Annotated in this window: 15 protein-coding genes; 5 read left to right on the top strand and 10 right to left on the bottom strand. The window is 66.4% G+C overall.

Annotated elements, in window-relative coordinates; translation table 11 throughout:
• Positions 1–44: 44 nt before the first annotated feature.
• Complete coding sequence (locus AC1DN0_RS22355; RefSeq protein ID WP_477146017.1) at positions 45–1,298, top strand: glycosyltransferase; 1,254 nt, start codon at positions 45–47, stop codon at positions 1,296–1,298.
• Here the strand turns inward: AC1DN0_RS22355 and AC1DN0_RS22350 are convergent.
• Positions 1,249–2,013 (bottom strand): glycosyltransferase family 2 protein, encoded by a 765-nt coding sequence (locus AC1DN0_RS22350; RefSeq protein ID WP_477146016.1) that lies wholly within the window; start codon positions 2,011–2,013, stop codon positions 1,249–1,251. The two genes, AC1DN0_RS22355 and AC1DN0_RS22350, sit on opposite strands and share 50 nt — an antisense overlap.
• A gap of 11 nt (positions 2,014–2,024) precedes the next feature.
• On the opposite strand from AC1DN0_RS22350, the gene AC1DN0_RS22345 reads away from it, so the two are divergent.
• From AC1DN0_RS22345 to AC1DN0_RS22335, 3 genes are all read left to right on the top strand, one after another.
• Positions 2,025–3,275 carry an O-antigen ligase family protein gene (locus AC1DN0_RS22345; RefSeq protein ID WP_441634406.1) on the top strand — a complete coding sequence of 417 codons (1,251 nt, stop codon included), beginning with the start codon at positions 2,025–2,027 and terminating at the stop codon, positions 3,273–3,275.
• The gene (gene msbA / locus AC1DN0_RS22340) at positions 3,272–5,041 is read left to right on the top strand and encodes a lipid A export permease/ATP-binding protein MsbA (protein WP_441634404.1); all 1,770 of its coding nucleotides are present in this window, start codon (positions 3,272–3,274) and stop codon (positions 5,039–5,041) included. The genes AC1DN0_RS22345 and msbA overlap by 4 nt, the downstream gene beginning before the upstream one ends.
• An 83-nt stretch (positions 5,042–5,124) precedes the next feature.
• The gene (locus AC1DN0_RS22335; RefSeq protein ID WP_441634402.1) at positions 5,125–5,715 is read left to right on the top strand and encodes a peroxidase-related enzyme; all 591 of its coding nucleotides are present in this window, start codon (positions 5,125–5,127) and stop codon (positions 5,713–5,715) included.
• 81 nt (positions 5,716–5,796) lie between these two features.
• On the opposite strand, the gene AC1DN0_RS22330 is transcribed toward AC1DN0_RS22335, so the two are convergent.
• The 9 genes from AC1DN0_RS22330 to AC1DN0_RS22290 form a co-directional block, all read right to left on the bottom strand.
• Entirely contained in the window at positions 5,797–6,309 is a 513-nt protein-coding gene (locus AC1DN0_RS22330) for a hypothetical protein (protein ID WP_441634400.1), read from the bottom strand.
• 113 nt (positions 6,310–6,422) lie between these two features.
• Entirely contained in the window at positions 6,423–7,889 is a 1,467-nt protein-coding gene (gene rng, locus AC1DN0_RS22325) for a ribonuclease G (protein WP_477146015.1), read from the bottom strand.
• Between the two features lie 124 nt (positions 7,890–8,013).
• A complete protein-coding gene (locus AC1DN0_RS22320) occupies positions 8,014–8,637 on the bottom strand; it encodes a Maf family protein (protein WP_477111641.1) in 624 nt (207 codons plus the stop codon).
• A 92-nt stretch (positions 8,638–8,729) separates the two neighbouring features.
• Entirely contained in the window at positions 8,730–9,200 is a 471-nt protein-coding gene (rlmH, locus tag AC1DN0_RS22315; protein WP_035859413.1) for a 23S rRNA (pseudouridine(1915)-N(3))-methyltransferase RlmH, read from the bottom strand.
• A gap of 23 nt (positions 9,201–9,223) precedes the next feature.
• Positions 9,224–9,982 carry a ribosome silencing factor gene (rsfS, locus tag AC1DN0_RS22310; RefSeq protein ID WP_441634396.1) on the bottom strand — a complete coding sequence of 253 codons (759 nt, stop codon included), beginning with the start codon at positions 9,980–9,982 and terminating at the stop codon, positions 9,224–9,226.
• A gap of 14 nt (positions 9,983–9,996) precedes the next feature.
• Positions 9,997–10,758: a nicotinate-nucleotide adenylyltransferase gene (locus AC1DN0_RS22305; RefSeq protein ID WP_441634394.1), complete on the bottom strand. Its 762-nt coding sequence runs from the start codon at positions 10,756–10,758 to the stop codon at positions 9,997–9,999.
• Positions 10,759–10,768: 10 nt separating this feature from the next.
• Entirely contained in the window at positions 10,769–11,680 is a 912-nt protein-coding gene (gene hemF, locus AC1DN0_RS22300) for an oxygen-dependent coproporphyrinogen oxidase (RefSeq protein WP_441634392.1), read from the bottom strand.
• Positions 11,681–11,877: 197 nt separating this feature from the next.
• On the bottom strand, positions 11,878–13,146 hold the full coding sequence (gene purD / locus AC1DN0_RS22295) for a phosphoribosylamine--glycine ligase (protein WP_035859419.1): 1,269 nt from the start codon (positions 13,144–13,146) through the stop codon (positions 11,878–11,880).
• 104 nt (positions 13,147–13,250) lie between these two features.
• Complete coding sequence (locus AC1DN0_RS22290; protein WP_441634389.1) at positions 13,251–13,976, bottom strand: YebC/PmpR family DNA-binding transcriptional regulator; 726 nt, start codon at positions 13,974–13,976, stop codon at positions 13,251–13,253.
• A 256-nt stretch (positions 13,977–14,232) separates the two neighbouring features.
• On the opposite strand from AC1DN0_RS22290, the gene AC1DN0_RS22285 reads away from it, so the two are divergent.
• Positions 14,233–15,780: a helicase HerA-like C-terminal domain-containing protein gene (locus tag AC1DN0_RS22285; RefSeq protein ID WP_477146014.1), complete on the top strand. Its 1,548-nt coding sequence runs from the start codon at positions 14,233–14,235 to the stop codon at positions 15,778–15,780.
• The last annotated feature ends 20 nt before the right edge of the window (positions 15,781–15,800 follow it).

Raw genomic sequence — 15,800 nt, 5'->3', positions numbered from 1 at the left:
GTATTGCTGCCATCCCGTCATTCCATGGATCACACAAGCCCCGCATGGCTAAGCAACGCATCCTCTTTCACCTGACTCACTTCCTGCGCGGCGGCATCGAGACCTCGCTGGTGTCGCTGCTCGCCTCGCTGGATCGCGAACGCTTCGAGATAGGCCTGACCCTGACCTATCCGACCGAAGCACTGGAGACCCATTTCCGCGCGCTGTTGCCGCCGGACGTCAAGCTCCACATCCTCGCGCCGGAAGCCTGGCTGTCGCGTTGCCGGCAACTTAAGAAAGCGGGCAAGCTGGGCCCGCTTGGCAAGATCTACGAGGAAGTGCTGCTGCCGCCGCTGCGCAAGCCGCTGGTCAACCGGCGCTTTCGCGGCATCCTGCGCGACTATGACCTGGTGATCGACTACGACATGTCGCTGTCGCGGCTGACAGGGCGGTTGCCAGTGCCGATGATTGGCTACCAGCATTTCAGCGTGGCGCACCTTGAGCGCGAGAACCGCCGCAAGCTGCGCAAGCTGCGGCGCCAGTGCCGCGAGCACTATGACCGCATCGTCGTGCTCAATGACACCATGCTGGCGGATGCGCGGGCGCTGATTCCCGAGGCGGCCGGCAAGTTCATCCGCCTTTACAACGCCACCGATCTCGACCGTATTCGCGCGCTTGGCAAGGCACCGTTCAGCCCGCCGGCCCATCCCTACATCGTTTCGGTGGGGCGGCTGGAGGAGAGCCAGAAGGATTTCACCACGCTGCTGCGGGCCTACGCGGCGCTGGTCAGGGGCACGGGTTTGCGCGAGCGGCTGGTGCTGGTGGGCGACGGCGCTTCACGCGGCCGGCTTGAGGCGCTCGCGCGCGAGCTGGGTATCAGCGAGCGCGTCAGCTTTGCCGGCTTCCAGCCCAATCCCTATGCCTGGATCCACCATGCGCGGCTGATGGCATTCAGCTCCAAGATGGAGGGACTGCCGAATGTGCTGCTGGAAGGCATGGCGCTCGGCCAGTTCGTGGTGAGCACCGATTGCCCTGTGGGCCCGCGCGAGATCCTGGCCGAGGGCAAGGCCGGGCTGCTGACGCCGGTTGGCGATGTGCCCGCGCTGGCGGAGGCGATTCGCCGCGGGCTGGAGGACGAGCCGCTGCGTGCCCGGCTGCTGGCCTATGCGGCGGYCCATATCGAGCAGATGGGCTTTGGCCCGACCTCGGCAGCTTTCGGCGCTTGCGTCGACGATCTGCTGGGCGCTCCATGCACGGGGGCGGCAACCCCTACCGCGGCTGCTCCTGCCGCTTCTGCTGCTGCAGGTACCGCAGCTTGATGTACTTGTAGTAGCTGGCCTGGCCGTTCATCAGCGCCACGCCGAGGCCTTGCGCGCCATCCAGAAAGCCGCGGCGCAGCAGGTAGGTCCGCAGGAAGGCCCAGGCGCCATGCAGCGCGGCGCCGGCGGGCGAGGCCGTCTTGCCGCGCGCCAGGCCCTGCCGGGCGCCCAGGGTGGAGTATTGGTCGATCTTGCGCAGCACCTGCGAAAAGTCGTCGTAGGTGTAATGCAGCAGCGGCGTGTTCAGCTTGCCGGTGGGGCCGTCGGAGATCACGCGTTCATGCACGAGATCGTCGGTGAAGCGGGCGCGGCCGCGCCGGAACAACCGTGTGACGTAGTCGGGATACCAGCCGCCGTGGCGGATAAAACGGCCGCAGAAACGCGACAGGCGCGGCATTTCGTAGGCGTCGGCCTGGCCGGACGCGATCGCCGCGAGGATCTCGTCGCGCAACTCGGGAGTGACCCGTTCGTCGGCGTCGATGGAGAAGATCCAGTCGCTGTCGGCCTTCGACACCGCCAGGTTTTTCTGGGCGCCGAAACCCGGCCAGTGCTCGGTTTCGAAGACCTCGGCACCCAGGCTGCGGGCCAGTTCGACCGTCCCGTCCTGGCTACCCGAATCCACTATAATCGCGCGGTCGCACCAGGACACGCTTTCCAGGCACTCCCGGATATTGTGTGCCTCGTTTTTTGTAATTAGTACGACTGAGATTCTCATAGAGTTTGCTTATGGTGTTTCGTGCGACCAAACAGGCATGGCTGGCCAACGGGCTGGTCCTTGCTTTCCCCGTGCTGCTGCTGAGCGTACCGCGCGGCGCGGGCATCTTCATTGGCGCGGTGGTGCTGGCCATGCTGCTGGGCTGGCGGGGCATGGGCCTGACCATGGCGTGGTATCGCTCCCTGCTGGTCCCGCTCGGGCTAGCCATTCTAGCGGTACTTGTGGTGTGCATCGCATCCAAGCTGCTCTTCGGCCTGCGCTGGAGCGCGATCGATAACCCCACGCGCGTGCTGCTGGCCCTGCTGACCTGCCTGGCGGTGCTGCGGCATCGCCCGGACAGCCGCATGCTCTGGTACGGGATTCCACTGGCGCTGGTGTCCTGCCTGCTGATCGTGGCGTACCAGTTCCTGGTGCTGCATGATGACCGCCCGGCGGCGTGGACCCAGCCTATCGCCTTTGCCAATATGGTGGCGGCGTTCGGGCTGATCGGATTTGCGCGGCCGGGCCATCGCCGGCTCGACCATGCGCTGGCATGGGGGGGGCTGGTGGTGGCGGGTGCCGTGCTGGTCCTCAACGGATCGCGTGGCGCCTGGCTGTCCCTGGCCCTGACCATGGTCCCGCTGCTCGCGGTGCGCTACCGCCGCATTCGGCTGCCGGCCTTTATCGGCATGGTGGCATTGCTGGCGGCGTTAGCGGGTGCGCTCTATCTGGTGCCGGGCAGCCCGGTCGCCAAGCGGGTGGACCTGGTCGGCCAGGATGTTGCGCAGTTCGAGGCCGGCAATGCGGATACCTCGACCGGCGCGCGCCTGCTGATATGGCAAATGGCGGCCACGGCGTTCGCAGCGCATCCATGGAGCGGGATCGGCTTGAGCCAGTTCCGCCAGCTGACGGAGGCACTGCCGGCCTGCCAGGTCAGCCGCAGCCACCAGTTCTGCCTGGAGCATGCCCACAACGACGTGATGGAGGCGCTTGCCACCATGGGCGTGCCCGGCCTGATTGCCGTCATGTCGATTTTCCTGGTGCCGGCCTGGCTGTTCTTCGGGCTCTTGCGCCAGAGCCGCCGCCAGGGCGACGAGCGTGGCGAGTGCCTTGCCGCGGCCGGACTGGCGGTCGTCATGGCCAGCCTGATTGGCGGCCTGACCCAGGTCACGATGGCCCACCAGGCAAGTATCGTTTTCTATGCCGGCGTGATCGGGCTCTTGCTCGGGCTGGCTGCAGTACAAGCAAAGTATCCCCGGACCGACGGGGTGGAGAAACCGTGAAAGTCCAAGAACAAAATGCACCCCCGGCACAGGAAGCCGACACCCTGAAACGAGTCTGGTCATACCTGCGTCCGGAAATGCGCATCTTCATCGTTGCCATCATCGCGATGGCGGCTGTGGCGGGCGCCGAAGGGATCATGCCGAAGGTCGTCAATGACCTGCTCGACAACGGTTTCGGCGGCGCATATGCCGGCAAGCTCTGGCACGTGCCGGCGCTGCTGATTGGCGTGGCACTGGTACGCGGGGTGGCGCAGTTCGCTTCCGGCTACCTGCTCGCCCTGATCTCCAACCGGGTGCTGCTGAAGATGCGTATGCAGATGTTCGAGCGCATGCTGCATGCGCCCGCGCTGTTCTACCATCGCAATACCGCGGCGTCGCTGATCAATGCGGTGATCTTCGAAGTCAACCAGGTCATGCAGATCCTGACCGGCGTGCTGATCACCCTGGTGCGCGATTCGCTCACCGTGTTGGCGCTCCTTGTCTACCTGTTCTATACCAACTGGAGCCTGACGCTGGTGGTGGCGGTGATCCTGCCGGTGATCGGCTTCGTCATGGCCAAGGTCAATCGCCGCCTGCGCCGCCTCAATCGCGACCACCAGGCGCTGACCAACACCGCCGCCTACGTGGTCGAGGAAGCCGCCGGTGGCTACAAGGTGGTCAAGCTGCATGGCGGCGAAGCCTATGAGACGTCGCGTTTCGCGGCCATGGCTGAGCGCCTGCGTGGCTATTCCATGCGCATGGCAGTGGCGGGCGGGCTGAACCAGCCCGTCACGGCATTCCTGGCGGCGCTGGCTCTGTCGGTCATCCTCACCATCGCGATGATCCAGTCGCAGACCAACCACACCACGGTGGGCAGCTTCACCGGCTTTGTGATGGCGATGCTGCTGCTGGTCTCGCCGCTCAAGCACCTGACCGACCTGAACCAGCCGCTGCAGCGCGGCCTGACCGCGGCCGAGATGATCTTCGGCCTGATCGATGAGCCGGTCGAGCCGCAGAACGGCGGGCTGCCGCTTGAGCGCGCGCGTGGCGAGCTGGTATTCGAGAAGGTGGGCTTCCGCTACGGCGATGCCGCCCGTCCGGCGCTGGACAACATCCACTTCAACGTCAGCGCCGGCGAGGTGGTGGCGCTGGTGGGGCCGTCGGGCAGCGGCAAGACCACGCTGGTCAACCTGGTGCCGCGCTTCTTCGACCCGACCGAGGGCCGCATCCTGCTGGACGGCAAGACGATCGACGCGTTCTCGTTGCAAGACCTGCGTCGCCAGATCGCTTTTGTCAGCCAGGAGGTGGTGCTGTTCAATGACACCGTGGCCGCCAATGTTGCCTATGGCGTGCATCCCGCGGCGGACATCGATATGGCGCGCGTCGAGCGCGCGCTGGCCGCCGCCTACCTGACCGATGTGGTCAAGGGCCTGCCGCAAGGGCTCGATACCAATATCGGCGACAACGGCATGAAGCTCTCCGGCGGCCAGCGCCAGCGGATGGCGATCGCGCGCGCTCTTTACAAGGACGCACCGATCCTGATCCTGGACGAAGCGACCTCGGCACTCGACTCGGAGTCCGAGCGCCAGGTCCAGGCCGCGCTGGAGGCCTTGATGGTCGGCCGTACCACGCTGGTGATCGCGCACCGCCTGTCCACCATCGAGAACGCCGACCGCATCGTGGTGCTCGACCACGGCCGGGTGGCGGAGCATGGCACCCACGCCGAACTGCTGTCGGCCGAGGGACTCTACGCCGGACTCCACAAGATCCAGTTCGCCACCCAGTAAGCCGGTTTTTCGCTGCCCGCGGCAGCTGTTGCGGGCGGTTCATGCGCAGTGCAAAGAGGGGGATACCCCCGAAGGAGACCACCATGACCGCATCCACGCCGCCGCTGAGCCGCTATCCGGTTCCCGCCATCGCCGAGCTGCCCGAGGACATCCGGGCGCGCATCCTGGAAGTCCAGGACAAGGCTGGTTTCGTACCCAACGTGTTCCTCACGCTGGCCCACCGGCCGGACGAATTCCGCGCCTTCTTCGCCTACCACGACGCGCTGATGCTCAAGGACGGGGGGCTGACCAAGGGCGAGCGCGAAATGATCGTGGTTGCCACCTCGGGCGCCAACCAATGCCTGTACTGCGTAGTGGCGCATGGCGCCATCCTGCGCATCTACGAGAAAAAACCGGAGCTGGCCGACCAGGTGGCTGTCAACTACCGCAAGGCCGACATCACGCCGCGCCAGCGCGCCATGCTCGACTTCGCTCTCAAGGTCTGCCAGGCCTCCAGTGAGGTGGGCGATGCCGATTTCGCTGCACTGCGCAAGCATGGGTTCAGCGACGAGGACGCCTGGGATATTGCCGCCATCACCGCCTTCTTCGGCTTGTCCAACCGCATGGCTAACACCATCAGCATGCGGCCCAACGAGGAGTTCTACCTGATGGGGCGCGTGCCGAAGGCAAAGTAGGGCGGCGTGCTGCTCTTCGGAGGCGGGGCCCGTCGCGCCCGTCTCCTTATCCTGTTTCCCATTGCCAGCGCGTGCTGCGCGCTACCGGATCTGCGCGCACGTGCCGCTGCGCGGGTTGAACAGTACCGGCCACGCCTGTTCATAGATGCCCGGGGTGCAATGCTGCTCGCAATGCGCATGGGCGAGCGTGACGCGCCGCGGATCCTGCCACACCATCAGCGTGCAGCCGCTGTCGTCGATGGCCCGCAGTTCGATGTGCGGAGTCTTGCGCACCTGGCGGAACTCGGCGAGATCGAAATGGCAGGAGCCACGCCTGCCCACCCAGAGTTTCCAGGACAGACTGCGCACGTCGTTGCTCACCACTTGCATATGCGCATCCTCGCGGAAGCCGTCTTCCTCGGTGCGCTGGCAATTGGCGGAGATATCGATGTCGCGCGGAACAATTGGCGTCGGCCGTTCGCGGACAACAGCGGGGGGCGCCGCGGGGGGCCCAGGTGCGCGCGCGGCGGGTGGGGCCGGCGGCAGTGTCACGGTGCATGCCGTCAGCGCGGCGACAAAAAGCCACGGCCACAGAGGCCAGCACTTGTTCTTCATGGTGACTCCTTGCGCCCGGTATCGCGGCGCGCGCGATGCGCTGGCGAGGCGCATCCCATATCACTATTTATAGTGGATGGCGCAAGGAAGGCGAGCCCAAACGGCCCGGACTGCTACATCAGGATGATGTCGTACTGCTCCTGGTGGAAGGTCGATTCCACCTGCAGCGAAATTGGCTTGCCGATGAAGTCGCCGAGCATGGCCAGATGCTGGCTTTCTTCCTCCAGGAACAGGTCGATCACTTGCTGCGAGCCGAGGATGCGGAATTCGCGCGGGTTGAACTGGCGCGACTCGCGCATGATTTCGCGCAGGATGTCGTAGCACACCGTGCGCGGCGTCTTGACCTGGCCCTTGCCCGTGCACACGGGGCATTGCTCGCACAGCACGTGCGCCAGCGATTCGCGGGTGCGCTTGCGGGTCATCTCCACCAGCCCGAGCTGCGAGAAGCTGTTGACGGTGATGCGCGTGCGGTCGCGCGACAGTGCGCGCTTGAGTTCCGACAGCACCTGGTCGCGGTGCTCGGTGTTCTCCATATCGATGAAATCGATGATGATGATGCCGCCCAGGTTGCGCAGCCGCAGCTGGCGCGCAATCGTGTGCGCCGCTTCCAGGTTGGTCTTGAAGATCGTGTCGTCGAAGTTGCGCGCGCCGACGTAGCCACCGGTGTTGACGTCAATGGTGGTCATGGCCTCCRTCTGGTCGATCATCAGGTAGCCGCCTGATTTCAGGTCGACCCGGCGCGACAGGGCCTTTTCGATTTCGGCGTCGATATTGAAGAGGTCGAAGACAGGGCGCTCGCCGGTGTAGTGCGACAGGCGCGGCAGCACGGCCGGGGTGTATTCCTCCGCGAACTCCACCAGCTTCTGGTAGTTCTCGCGCGAATCCACCTGAATCACGTTGGTGGCGTCGTTGACGAAGTCGCGCAGCACGCGCTGGGCCAGGTTGAGATCCTGGTACAGCAGGCTGGGCGCGGGCAGGGTGGTGGCATTCTGGCGGATGGAGGCCCAGATCTTGCGCAGGTAGGCGATATCGTTGCCGAGTTCCTCGTTGCTGGACTCCTCGGCAATGGTGCGCACGATAAAGCCGCCGCGTTCGTCCGCCGGTACCAGGCTTTGCACGCGCGAGCGCAGGGCTTCGCGGTCGACCTCGCCCTCGATGCGCTGGGAGATGCCGATGTGCGGGTCCTGTGGCAGGTAGACCAGGGTGCGTCCGGCGATGCTCACCTGGGTGGACAGGCGCGCGCCCTTGGTGCCGATCGGATCCTTGATGACCTGCACCATCAGCGCCTGGCCTTCATAGAGCGTCTTCTCAATCGCCAGGGGCGCGGCATTGCCGTTTTTTTCCGGGTCGCGCGGATGCCAGATATCGGCGACGTGCAGGAATGCGGCGCGTTCGAGCCCGATGTCGATAAAGGCGGATTGCATGCCGGGCAGCACACGTACGACCTTGCCCAGGTAGATATTGCCGACGAGCCCGCGCGACAGCGTGCGCTCGACATGGAGTTCCTGCACGGCGGCCTGCTGCACGATGGCCACGCGCGTTTCCTGCGGTGTGATGTTGACGAGGATGTCTTCAGTCATAGTGGATGAAACTCGTCGCCGGCTGACCGGCCAGGGGGTTGTCCGCACTGCGCCGCCATGCGCTCCGGGGCGCTGCCTTGGCCAGGGCAGCCGCGGGGTAGCGGAAAGGGCGGCGGCGGGGTTCTCAGAACCGCAGTTCGGCCTGTCTGAGCAGCGAAGCGGTCTCAAACAGGGGCAAACCCATGATACCCGAATAGCTGCCGTCGATTCGCGCGACGAACTCCGCCGCGCGGCCCTGGATGCCGTAGGCGCCGGCCTTGCCGGCCGGCTCGCCGCTGGCGACATAGGCCGCGACTTCATCGGCCGTCATGGGCCGGAAACTGACCTCGGAGACCGAAAGCGCGTGGCGCAGGCCAAGCGTGGACACGACGGTCACGGCGGTCAGCACGCGGTGGGTGCGGCCTGCCAGCGCCGCCAGCATGCGCGCGGCGTCGGCGTCGTCGGCGGGCTTGCCGAGGATTTCGCCGCCCAGGCAGACGGTGGTGTCCGAGGTCAGGATCGGGGAGTCGGGCAAGGCGCGCCGTTCGCGCCGGCGCAGCGCGGCCTCGGCCTTGAGCGCGCATACGCGCTGCACGTAGTCGTCGGGGCTCTCGCCCGGCAGAACGGTTTCCAGCGCCTCGGCGTCTTCGGTGTCATCGGCCAGCAGCAGTTCGTAGGCGACGCCAAGCTGGGTCAGCAATTCGCGCCGGCGCGGGCTCTGGGARGCGAGGTAGAGGAAGGAATGGGTCACGGCAGGGCAGTCGGGGATCCGGGGAAATGTGCCGGCGGCATGCGCCGCTTCGGTCGCATTGTACCTGCCGGCCTCGCCCGCTGCGTGCCACTGGCGGCGGCCAGCCAGCTTCAGGCGCGATGGTACGGATGATTCTGCGTCACCGACCAGGCGCGGTAAAGCTGCTCGGCCAGCAGCACGCGCACCATGCCATGCGGCATGGTCAGGCTGGACAGGCGCAGCAGCGTCTGCGCGCGCGCCTTCAGCGCCGGATCCAGCCCGTCCGCGCCGCCGATCAGGAAGGCGACGTCGCCGCCTTCGCGCTGCCAGTCGCCCAGCTGGGCGGCGAGTTGCACGGTGGTGAGATCGCGCCCGCGCTCATCCAGTGCCACGATGCGGCATTGCTTGGGCAGCGCCGCCTCGATGCGGGCCGCCTCGCGCTGCATCACGGTGGTGGCGTTATTGCTCGACGAGCGCGCCTCGGGCTTGATTTCGCGCAGCTCGATGCGCAGCTCGGGTGGCATGCGCTTCGCGTACTCGGCGAARCCGGTTTCGATCCAGCCGGGCATCTTGTGGCCAACGGCCACGATCAGCAACTGCATGACGGGAAGCGGAGCGGTTCCGCTCAGGCCGAGCGGGTGGTGCGCTTGCGCGCGGCCGGTGCCTTGGTGGCAGCCGTCTTCGCGGGTGCCTTGGCGGCCGTTTTGGTCACTGCGGTCTTGGTGGCGGTCTTGCGTGCCGCGCCGGTACCGGCGGCGGTCTTGCGCGGCGCGGCGGACTTGGCCGGCGCCTTGCGTGCCGGGGCCGAGCCCAGCGCGCTGGTCAGGCGCTTCTGTACGGTCGGGGCGCGGTTGGTGGCGATGGCGTCCGGATCGGTGTCTTCATGGCCAAGCGGCGGCGAAGGCTCTTTCATGCCTTCGGGCAGGCGGGCCAGGGCCGGGCGCAGGCCGGTGGCGCGGCGTGCGGTGCGCACCACCGGGCTGTCGTCCTCGTCTTCGCCGTCGATGGGCTCGCTGGCCTTGGCCAGGCCCTTCTTGGCGGTGGACAGCTTGAGCCGTACCGGCTTGTCGCCCCAGAGTTCTTCCAGGTTGTAGTACATGCGCAACTGCGGCTGCATGATGTGGACCACCGCGTCGCCGCAGTCCACCAGCACCCATTCGCCCGTTTCCAGCCCTTCCACCGCGACGATATGGCCGCCGGCGTCCTTGACGGTATCGCGGACCGAGGCGGCCAGCGCCTTGGTCTGTCGGTTCGAAGTCCCGCTGGCGATCACCACCCGGTCGAACAGTTCCGTCAGGTGGGTGGTGTCGTACACCTTGATGTCCTGCGCTTTGACATCCTCGAGGCCGTCGACGATGGCGCGTTGCAGTTTACGAATATCCATGGTGCTTTTTCAGTTCAGCTGAGATCGGTTTGGGGGCGGGCCGGGATGGGCAGATCCGACTGGGTCGGCCGATACAGGCCGCGGCTCGCGATGTAGTGTGCCACGCCGGACGGCAGCTGGTCATCTGCCGGTTGTCCGGCAGCCAGGCGTTGGCGTAGGGCGGTGGAGGAGAGGTCGACGGCTAGCGTCTGGTCGATCCACATGCGGCCGGAGGGCATGGATTGTATCAGGTCGGTGGACGCCCGCCGCGCGGCGAGCTCTTCCCGCACCGGACCATCGAGTTCGGCGAGGTCGAAACCGGGTCGCGTCGCCACGCAAAGGTGGACGTCGGCGAACAGTTCCTGCCAGCCATGCCAGGTGTGCAGGCGCAGCAACTGGTCGGCACCCATGAGCCAGGCCAGCGAAGCGGTGGGGCCATAGTGCTGGCGCAGTTCGTGCACGGTATCGACGGTGTAGCTGGGGCCCGCGCGATCGACTTCCATGCGGCTGGCATGGACCAGCGCGCGCGTGTCGGACAGCGCCTGCGCGGCCAGTTCGGTCATGGCGAGGCGGTCGGCGGCGGGGGTGACGTCGTCGCCTTTTTGCCATGACTGGCCGGTCGGGATCCAGACCAGTTCGTCCAGTTCGAGATGCTCGATGCAAAGCCTGGCCAGCGCCACGTGGCCGATATGGGGCGGATCGAAGGTGCCGCCGAGGATGCCGAGGCGGTAGGGGCGGGTGCGGTTGCTTGCGTCTGCCGCGTTGGCGGTGAGCGGTCGTGCAATGTCGTGTGCCATGGGGTTGCCGTCAGGCCCACTCGCGCACGGGCAGGAAGTCGGTGTACAGCGCGCTTTCCGCGCTGCCCGGCTCCGGCTGCCAGTCGTAGCGCCAGCTTGCCAGCGGCGGCATCGACATCAGGATCGATTCGCTGCGTCCGCCCGATTGCAGCCCGAAATGCGTGCCGCGGTCGAATACCAGGTTGAATTCCACATAGCGGCCACGGCGGTAGGCCTGGAATTCCCGCTCGCGTTCGCCATAGGGCGTATCCTTGCGCGCCTGCAGGATCGGCAGGTAGGCCTCCAGGAATGCATCGCCCACGGATTGCATCATGGCAAAGCTGCGATCGAAGCCCAGCGCGGAGAAGTCATCGAAGAAGATGCCGCCAATGCCGCGCGCTTCGCCCCGGTGCTTGAGGAAGAAGTATTCGTCGCACCATTGCTTGAAGCGCGGATAGAGTTCGCCGCCATAGGGCGCGAGCGCATCGCGGCAGGTGACGTGGAAGTGCCTGCAGTCTTCGGCGTTCCCGTAGTACGGCGTCAGGTCCATGCCGCCGCCAAACCACCAGACCGGCTCGGCGCCATCCTTCACCGCCATCAGGCAGCGCACGTTCATGTGCACGGTCGGGACGTAGGGATTGCGCGGGTGGAACACCAGCGAGACGCCCAGCGCCTCGAAGCCGCGGCCGGCCAGCTCGGGCCGGTTGGCCGTGGCCGAGGGCGGCAACGCGTCGCCGCGCACGTGCGAGAAGCCCACGCCGGCGCGCTCCATCACGGCGCCACCTTCCAGGATACGGGTGCGGCCGCTGCCGCGCAGGCGCTCGGTGGGCGGCTTCTCCCAGGCATCGGTGGAAAACGCCGTGCCGTCGATGGCGGCGACAGCGTCGGTGATACGGTCTTGCAGACCGAGCAGATAGGCACGGACTGCCTGGGAATCGATCATGGTGTGCGGGCGGGTGGCCGGAGCGGTGACGGCCGGGCAGGTAGTCAACCTGCCCGGCCGTCATGGCGATGTCATGATTGTACTGGCTGGGACAACACTTGGCCGGATTCGGCAAATTCAGCGCAAAGCGCCGTAACGGGCCAAGAAATCGTAGTGAGCGGCCCGCCATGGGCCGCGCGGCGGATCTATTCGTCCCTTTACCGTTTGATGGCGCGGTAGCCGATGTCGGTGCGGTACTGCATGCCATCGAAGTGGATCTTCTCGGCCGCGCTGTAGGCCGCGCGTTGTGCTGCCTTGACGGTATCCGCCAGCCCCACCACGCACAGGACACGGCCGCCCGTGGTCAGCAGGGTGCCGTCCTTGAGCGTGGTGCCGGCGTGGAAGGTCACGCTTTCCTCGGTCTCGGCCGGGATGCCGGTAATGGCGTCGCCCTTGCGCGGAGCGTCGGGATAGCCATAAGCGGCCATCACCACGCCCAGCGCGGTGCGGCGGTCCCAGTCCAGTTCGATCTCGTCGAGCTTGCCGGTGACCGCGTGCTCCATCACGTCGACCAGGTCGGTCTTCAGGCGGGCCAGGATCGGCTGGGTTTCCGGGTCGCCCATGCGGCAGTTGAATTCCAGCGTCTTGAGGTTGCCTTCGGCGTCGATCATCAGGCCGGCGTAGAGGAAGCCGGTGTAGACGATGCCGTCCTTTTCCATGCCGCGCACGGTCGGCATGATGATCTCGCGCAAGGCGCGGGCATGCAGCGCGGGCGTGACCACCGGCGCCGGCGAATACGCGCCCATGCCGCCGGTGTTGGGGCCGGCGTCGTGATCGAGCAGACGCTTGTGGTCCTGGCTGGTAGCCAGTGCGAGGACGTTCCTGCCGTCCACCAGCACGATAAAGCTGGCCTCCTCGCCTTCGAGGAATTCCTCGATCACCACGCGCGCGCCGGCATCGCCGAGGCGGTTGTCGGCCAGCATCATGTCGACCGCGGCGTGCGCTTCTTCCAGCGTGGCGGCAACCACCACGCCCTTGCCGGCGGCCAGGCCGTCGGCCTTGATCACGATCGGCGCGCCCTGCGCGTCGATGTAGGCATGCGCCGCGGCGGCGTCGTTGAAGGTCTGGTAGGCGGCGGTCGGGATGCCGTGGCGCTGCATGAACGCCTTGGCGAAATCCTTGGACGATTCCAGCTGGGCCGCCGCTTGCGTGGGGCCGAAAATGCGCAGGCCCTTGGCACGGAAGATATCGACGATGCCGGCCGCCAGCGGCGCCTCGGGGCCGACTACCGTGAAATGCACGCCCTCGCGCTCGGCAAAGGCGGCCAGCACTTCCGGATCCGTCAGGGGCACGTTCTGCAGACGCTTGTCGAGCGCGGTGCCGCCATTGCCCGGCGCCACGTACACCACCTGCACCTTGGGCGACTGGGCCAATTTCCAGGCCATCGCGTGTTCACGACCACCCGAGCCGACAACCAATACTTTCATGATCTACTGCCAGAAAAAATGACGCATGCGAAATGCGAAAAGCGGCAGCCATGGCTCATCGAACCGCGCTGCCGCCGTGAGGCGAGGTCTTGCCCGATCCCGCCTTACTCCTCGATCACCGCGTTGGTGAAGACTTCCTGCACGTCGTCCAGGTTTTCCAGGGCGTCGAGCAGCTTTTGCATCTTGACGGCGTCGTCGCCGGTGAAGCTGACTTCGTTCTGCGGCTTCATCGTGACGTCGGCCATCTCGGCCTTGAAACCCGCGGCTTCCAGCGCGGCCTTGACCGTGGCGAAATCGTTGGGCGGGCACAGCACTTCGATCGATTCGTCGTCGTTGGTGACGACATCGTCGGCGCCGGCTTCCAGCGCGACTTCCATCAGCTTGTCCTCGGCGGTGCCGGGGGCGAACAGGAACTGGCCGCAGTGGGTGAACATGAACGCCACCGAGCCTTCCGTGCCCATGTTGCCGCCGTTCTTGGAGAAGGCATGGCGCACTTCGGCCACGGTGCGGGTACGGTTGTCGGTGAGGCAGTCGACGATGATGGCCGCGCCGGCCAGGCCGTAGCCCTCGTAGCGGATTTCTTCGTAGTTGGCGCCTTCCAGGCCACCCACGCCGCGCTGGATGGCGCGCTGGATGTTGTCCTTCGGCATGTTCGCGTCCATCGCCTTGTCCATGGACAGGCGCAGGCGCGGGTTGGAATCGGCATCGCCGCCGCCGAGCTTCGCGGCGACGGTGATTTCCTTGATCAGGCGGGTCCAGACCTTGCCGCGCTTGGCGTCAGCGGCGGCTTTCTTGTGTTTGATATTGGCCCATTTTGAGTGACCGGCCATGATTCTCTCCGAAGCGCAAAACGTTTGATGCGCGCGCCCTGACGGCGCGCGCCGGCCGTGCCGGGCGAACAACGGGTGATCGGCGGCACGGCTGGATGGTGTTGTGTGTCTGTGAGCCGGCCTGGGGGCTGGCTATAATCAGCCCAGCATTTTATCACGCGGCCCCGCCGCCGCCGGTCCCGCGATCACGGGGGGCGGCGCACGGGCGGGGACGGTCGCGGCGATGCCGCTGTGCTGCCTGCCAACCAGAGAAACCATGGCCGAACCCATCCTCATCGCCAAGAACGCCGAGCTCGAACTTGCCCTGCTGCCCGAGATGGGCAACCGKCACGGCCTGATCACCGGCGCCACCGGCACCGGCAAGACCGTGACGCTGCAAAGCCTGGCCCAGGGTTTTTCGCGGCTGGGCGTGCCGGTCTTCATGGCCGACGTCAAAGGTGACCTGACCGGCATCTCCCAGCCGGGCAAGCTCTCCGACAAGCTCAAGGCGCGCCTGGCTGACCTGGGCCTGCCCGAGCCGGCGTGGGGCGCCTGCCCTACCACGCTTTGGGACGTCTTCGGGCAGAAGGGCCATCCCGTGCGGGCGACGGTCTCGCATATGGGGCCGCTGCTGCTGTCGCGCATGCTGGACCTCAACGACACCCAGCAGGGCGTGCTCAACCTGGTATTCCGCATCGCCGACGCCAACGGGCTGTTGCTGCTCGACGCCAAGGACCTGCGCGCCATGCTGCAGTACGTGGGCGACAACGCCGGGCAGTTCACCACCGAATACGGCAATATCTCGGCAGCCTCGATCGGCGCCATCCAGCGCGGCCTGATGGCGCTGGAATCGCAAGGCGCCGATGCGTTCTTCGGCGAGCCCATGCTCAACCTGGATGATTTCATCCAGACCGAGAACGGGCAGGGCGTGGTGAATATCCTGGCCGCCGACAAGCTGCTGAATTCGCCCAAGCTCTACGCCACCTTCCTGTTGTGGCTGCTGTCGGAACTGTTCGAGAAGCTGCCCGAGGCCGGCGATCTCGACAAGCCCAAGCTGGTGTTCTTCTTCGACGAGGCGCACCTGCTGTTCAACGACGCGCCCAAGGGCCTGCTCGACAAGATCGAGCAGGTGGTGCGCCTGATCCGCTCCAAGGGCGTTGGCGTGTATTTCGTCACGCAGAATCCCGTCGATATTCCCGACACGGTGCTGGGGCAGCTCGGCAACCGCGTGCAGCATGCGCTGCGCGCCTTCACGCCGCGCGACCAGAAGGCTGTCAAGGTGGCGGCGACCACCATGCGCGCCAAGCCAGGCCTGGACCTGGAGAAGGCGATCGGGGAACTCGGCGTGGGCGAGGCGCTGGTGTCGCTGCTCGACGCCAAGGGCATTCCCGGCATGACGGAACGTGCCTGGATAATGGCGCCCGGCAGCCGGATCGGCCCCATCACCGATGACGAGCGCAAGCAGTTGCTGGCTGCGTCGCTGGTAGCCGGCACCTACGAGCAGGCGATCGATCGCGAGTCGGCCTACGAGAAACTCAAGGGCCGGGCGGTCGCGCCGGCGTCATCCCYGTCCACCGCCGGCAACGGCGCGCCAGCGCCCTCGGCAGGCCAGCCGGAGCAGGCACCCGCGCAGGGTGGCGGCTGGCTCGACCAGGCGGGCGAAATCTTTGGCGGGCTGACCAAGGGCACCGGCAAGACCGGGCGCGGCGATTCCATCCTGGAGTCGATGGCCAAGTCGGCGGCGCGCACGGTCGGCTCGCAAGTCGGGCGCGAGCTGATCCGCGGCGTGCTGGGCAGCCTGCTGGGTTCCGGCAAGAAGAAATAGGCGAAAGCCGGACGGCGCCG

The sequence above is a fragment of the Cupriavidus sp. 05N39 genome, assembly GCF_056397325.1.
This window is presented reverse-complemented; position numbering and strand designations above follow the sequence as displayed.

What these genes read in the sequence shown, in the direction of transcription:
- AC1DN0_RS22350 (WP_477146016.1), bottom strand. Translation starts at nt 2,013, where the DNA reads ATGAGAATCTCAGTCGTACTAATTACAAAAAACGAGGCACACAATATC.
- AC1DN0_RS22345 (WP_441634406.1), top strand. Translation starts at nt 2,025, where the DNA reads ATGGTGTTTCGTGCGACCAAACAGGCATGGCTGGCCAACGGGCTGGTC.
- AC1DN0_RS22335 (WP_441634402.1), top strand. Translation starts at nt 5,125, where the DNA reads ATGACCGCATCCACGCCGCCGCTGAGCCGCTATCCGGTTCCCGCCATC.
- AC1DN0_RS22330 (WP_441634400.1), bottom strand. Translation starts at nt 6,309, where the DNA reads ATGAAGAACAAGTGCTGGCCTCTGTGGCCGTGGCTTTTTGTCGCCGCG.
- rsfS (WP_441634396.1), bottom strand. Translation starts at nt 9,982, where the DNA reads ATGGATATTCGTAAACTGCAACGCGCCATCGTCGACGGCCTCGAGGAT.
- AC1DN0_RS22305 (WP_441634394.1), bottom strand. Translation starts at nt 10,758, where the DNA reads ATGGCACACGACATTGCACGACCGCTCACCGCCAACGCGGCAGACGCA.
- hemF (WP_441634392.1), bottom strand. Translation starts at nt 11,680, where the DNA reads ATGATCGATTCCCAGGCAGTCCGTGCCTATCTGCTCGGTCTGCAAGAC.
- purD (WP_035859419.1), bottom strand. Translation starts at nt 13,146, where the DNA reads ATGAAAGTATTGGTTGTCGGCTCGGGTGGTCGTGAACACGCGATGGCC.
- AC1DN0_RS22290 (WP_441634389.1), bottom strand. Translation starts at nt 13,976, where the DNA reads ATGGCCGGTCACTCAAAATGGGCCAATATCAAACACAAGAAAGCCGCC.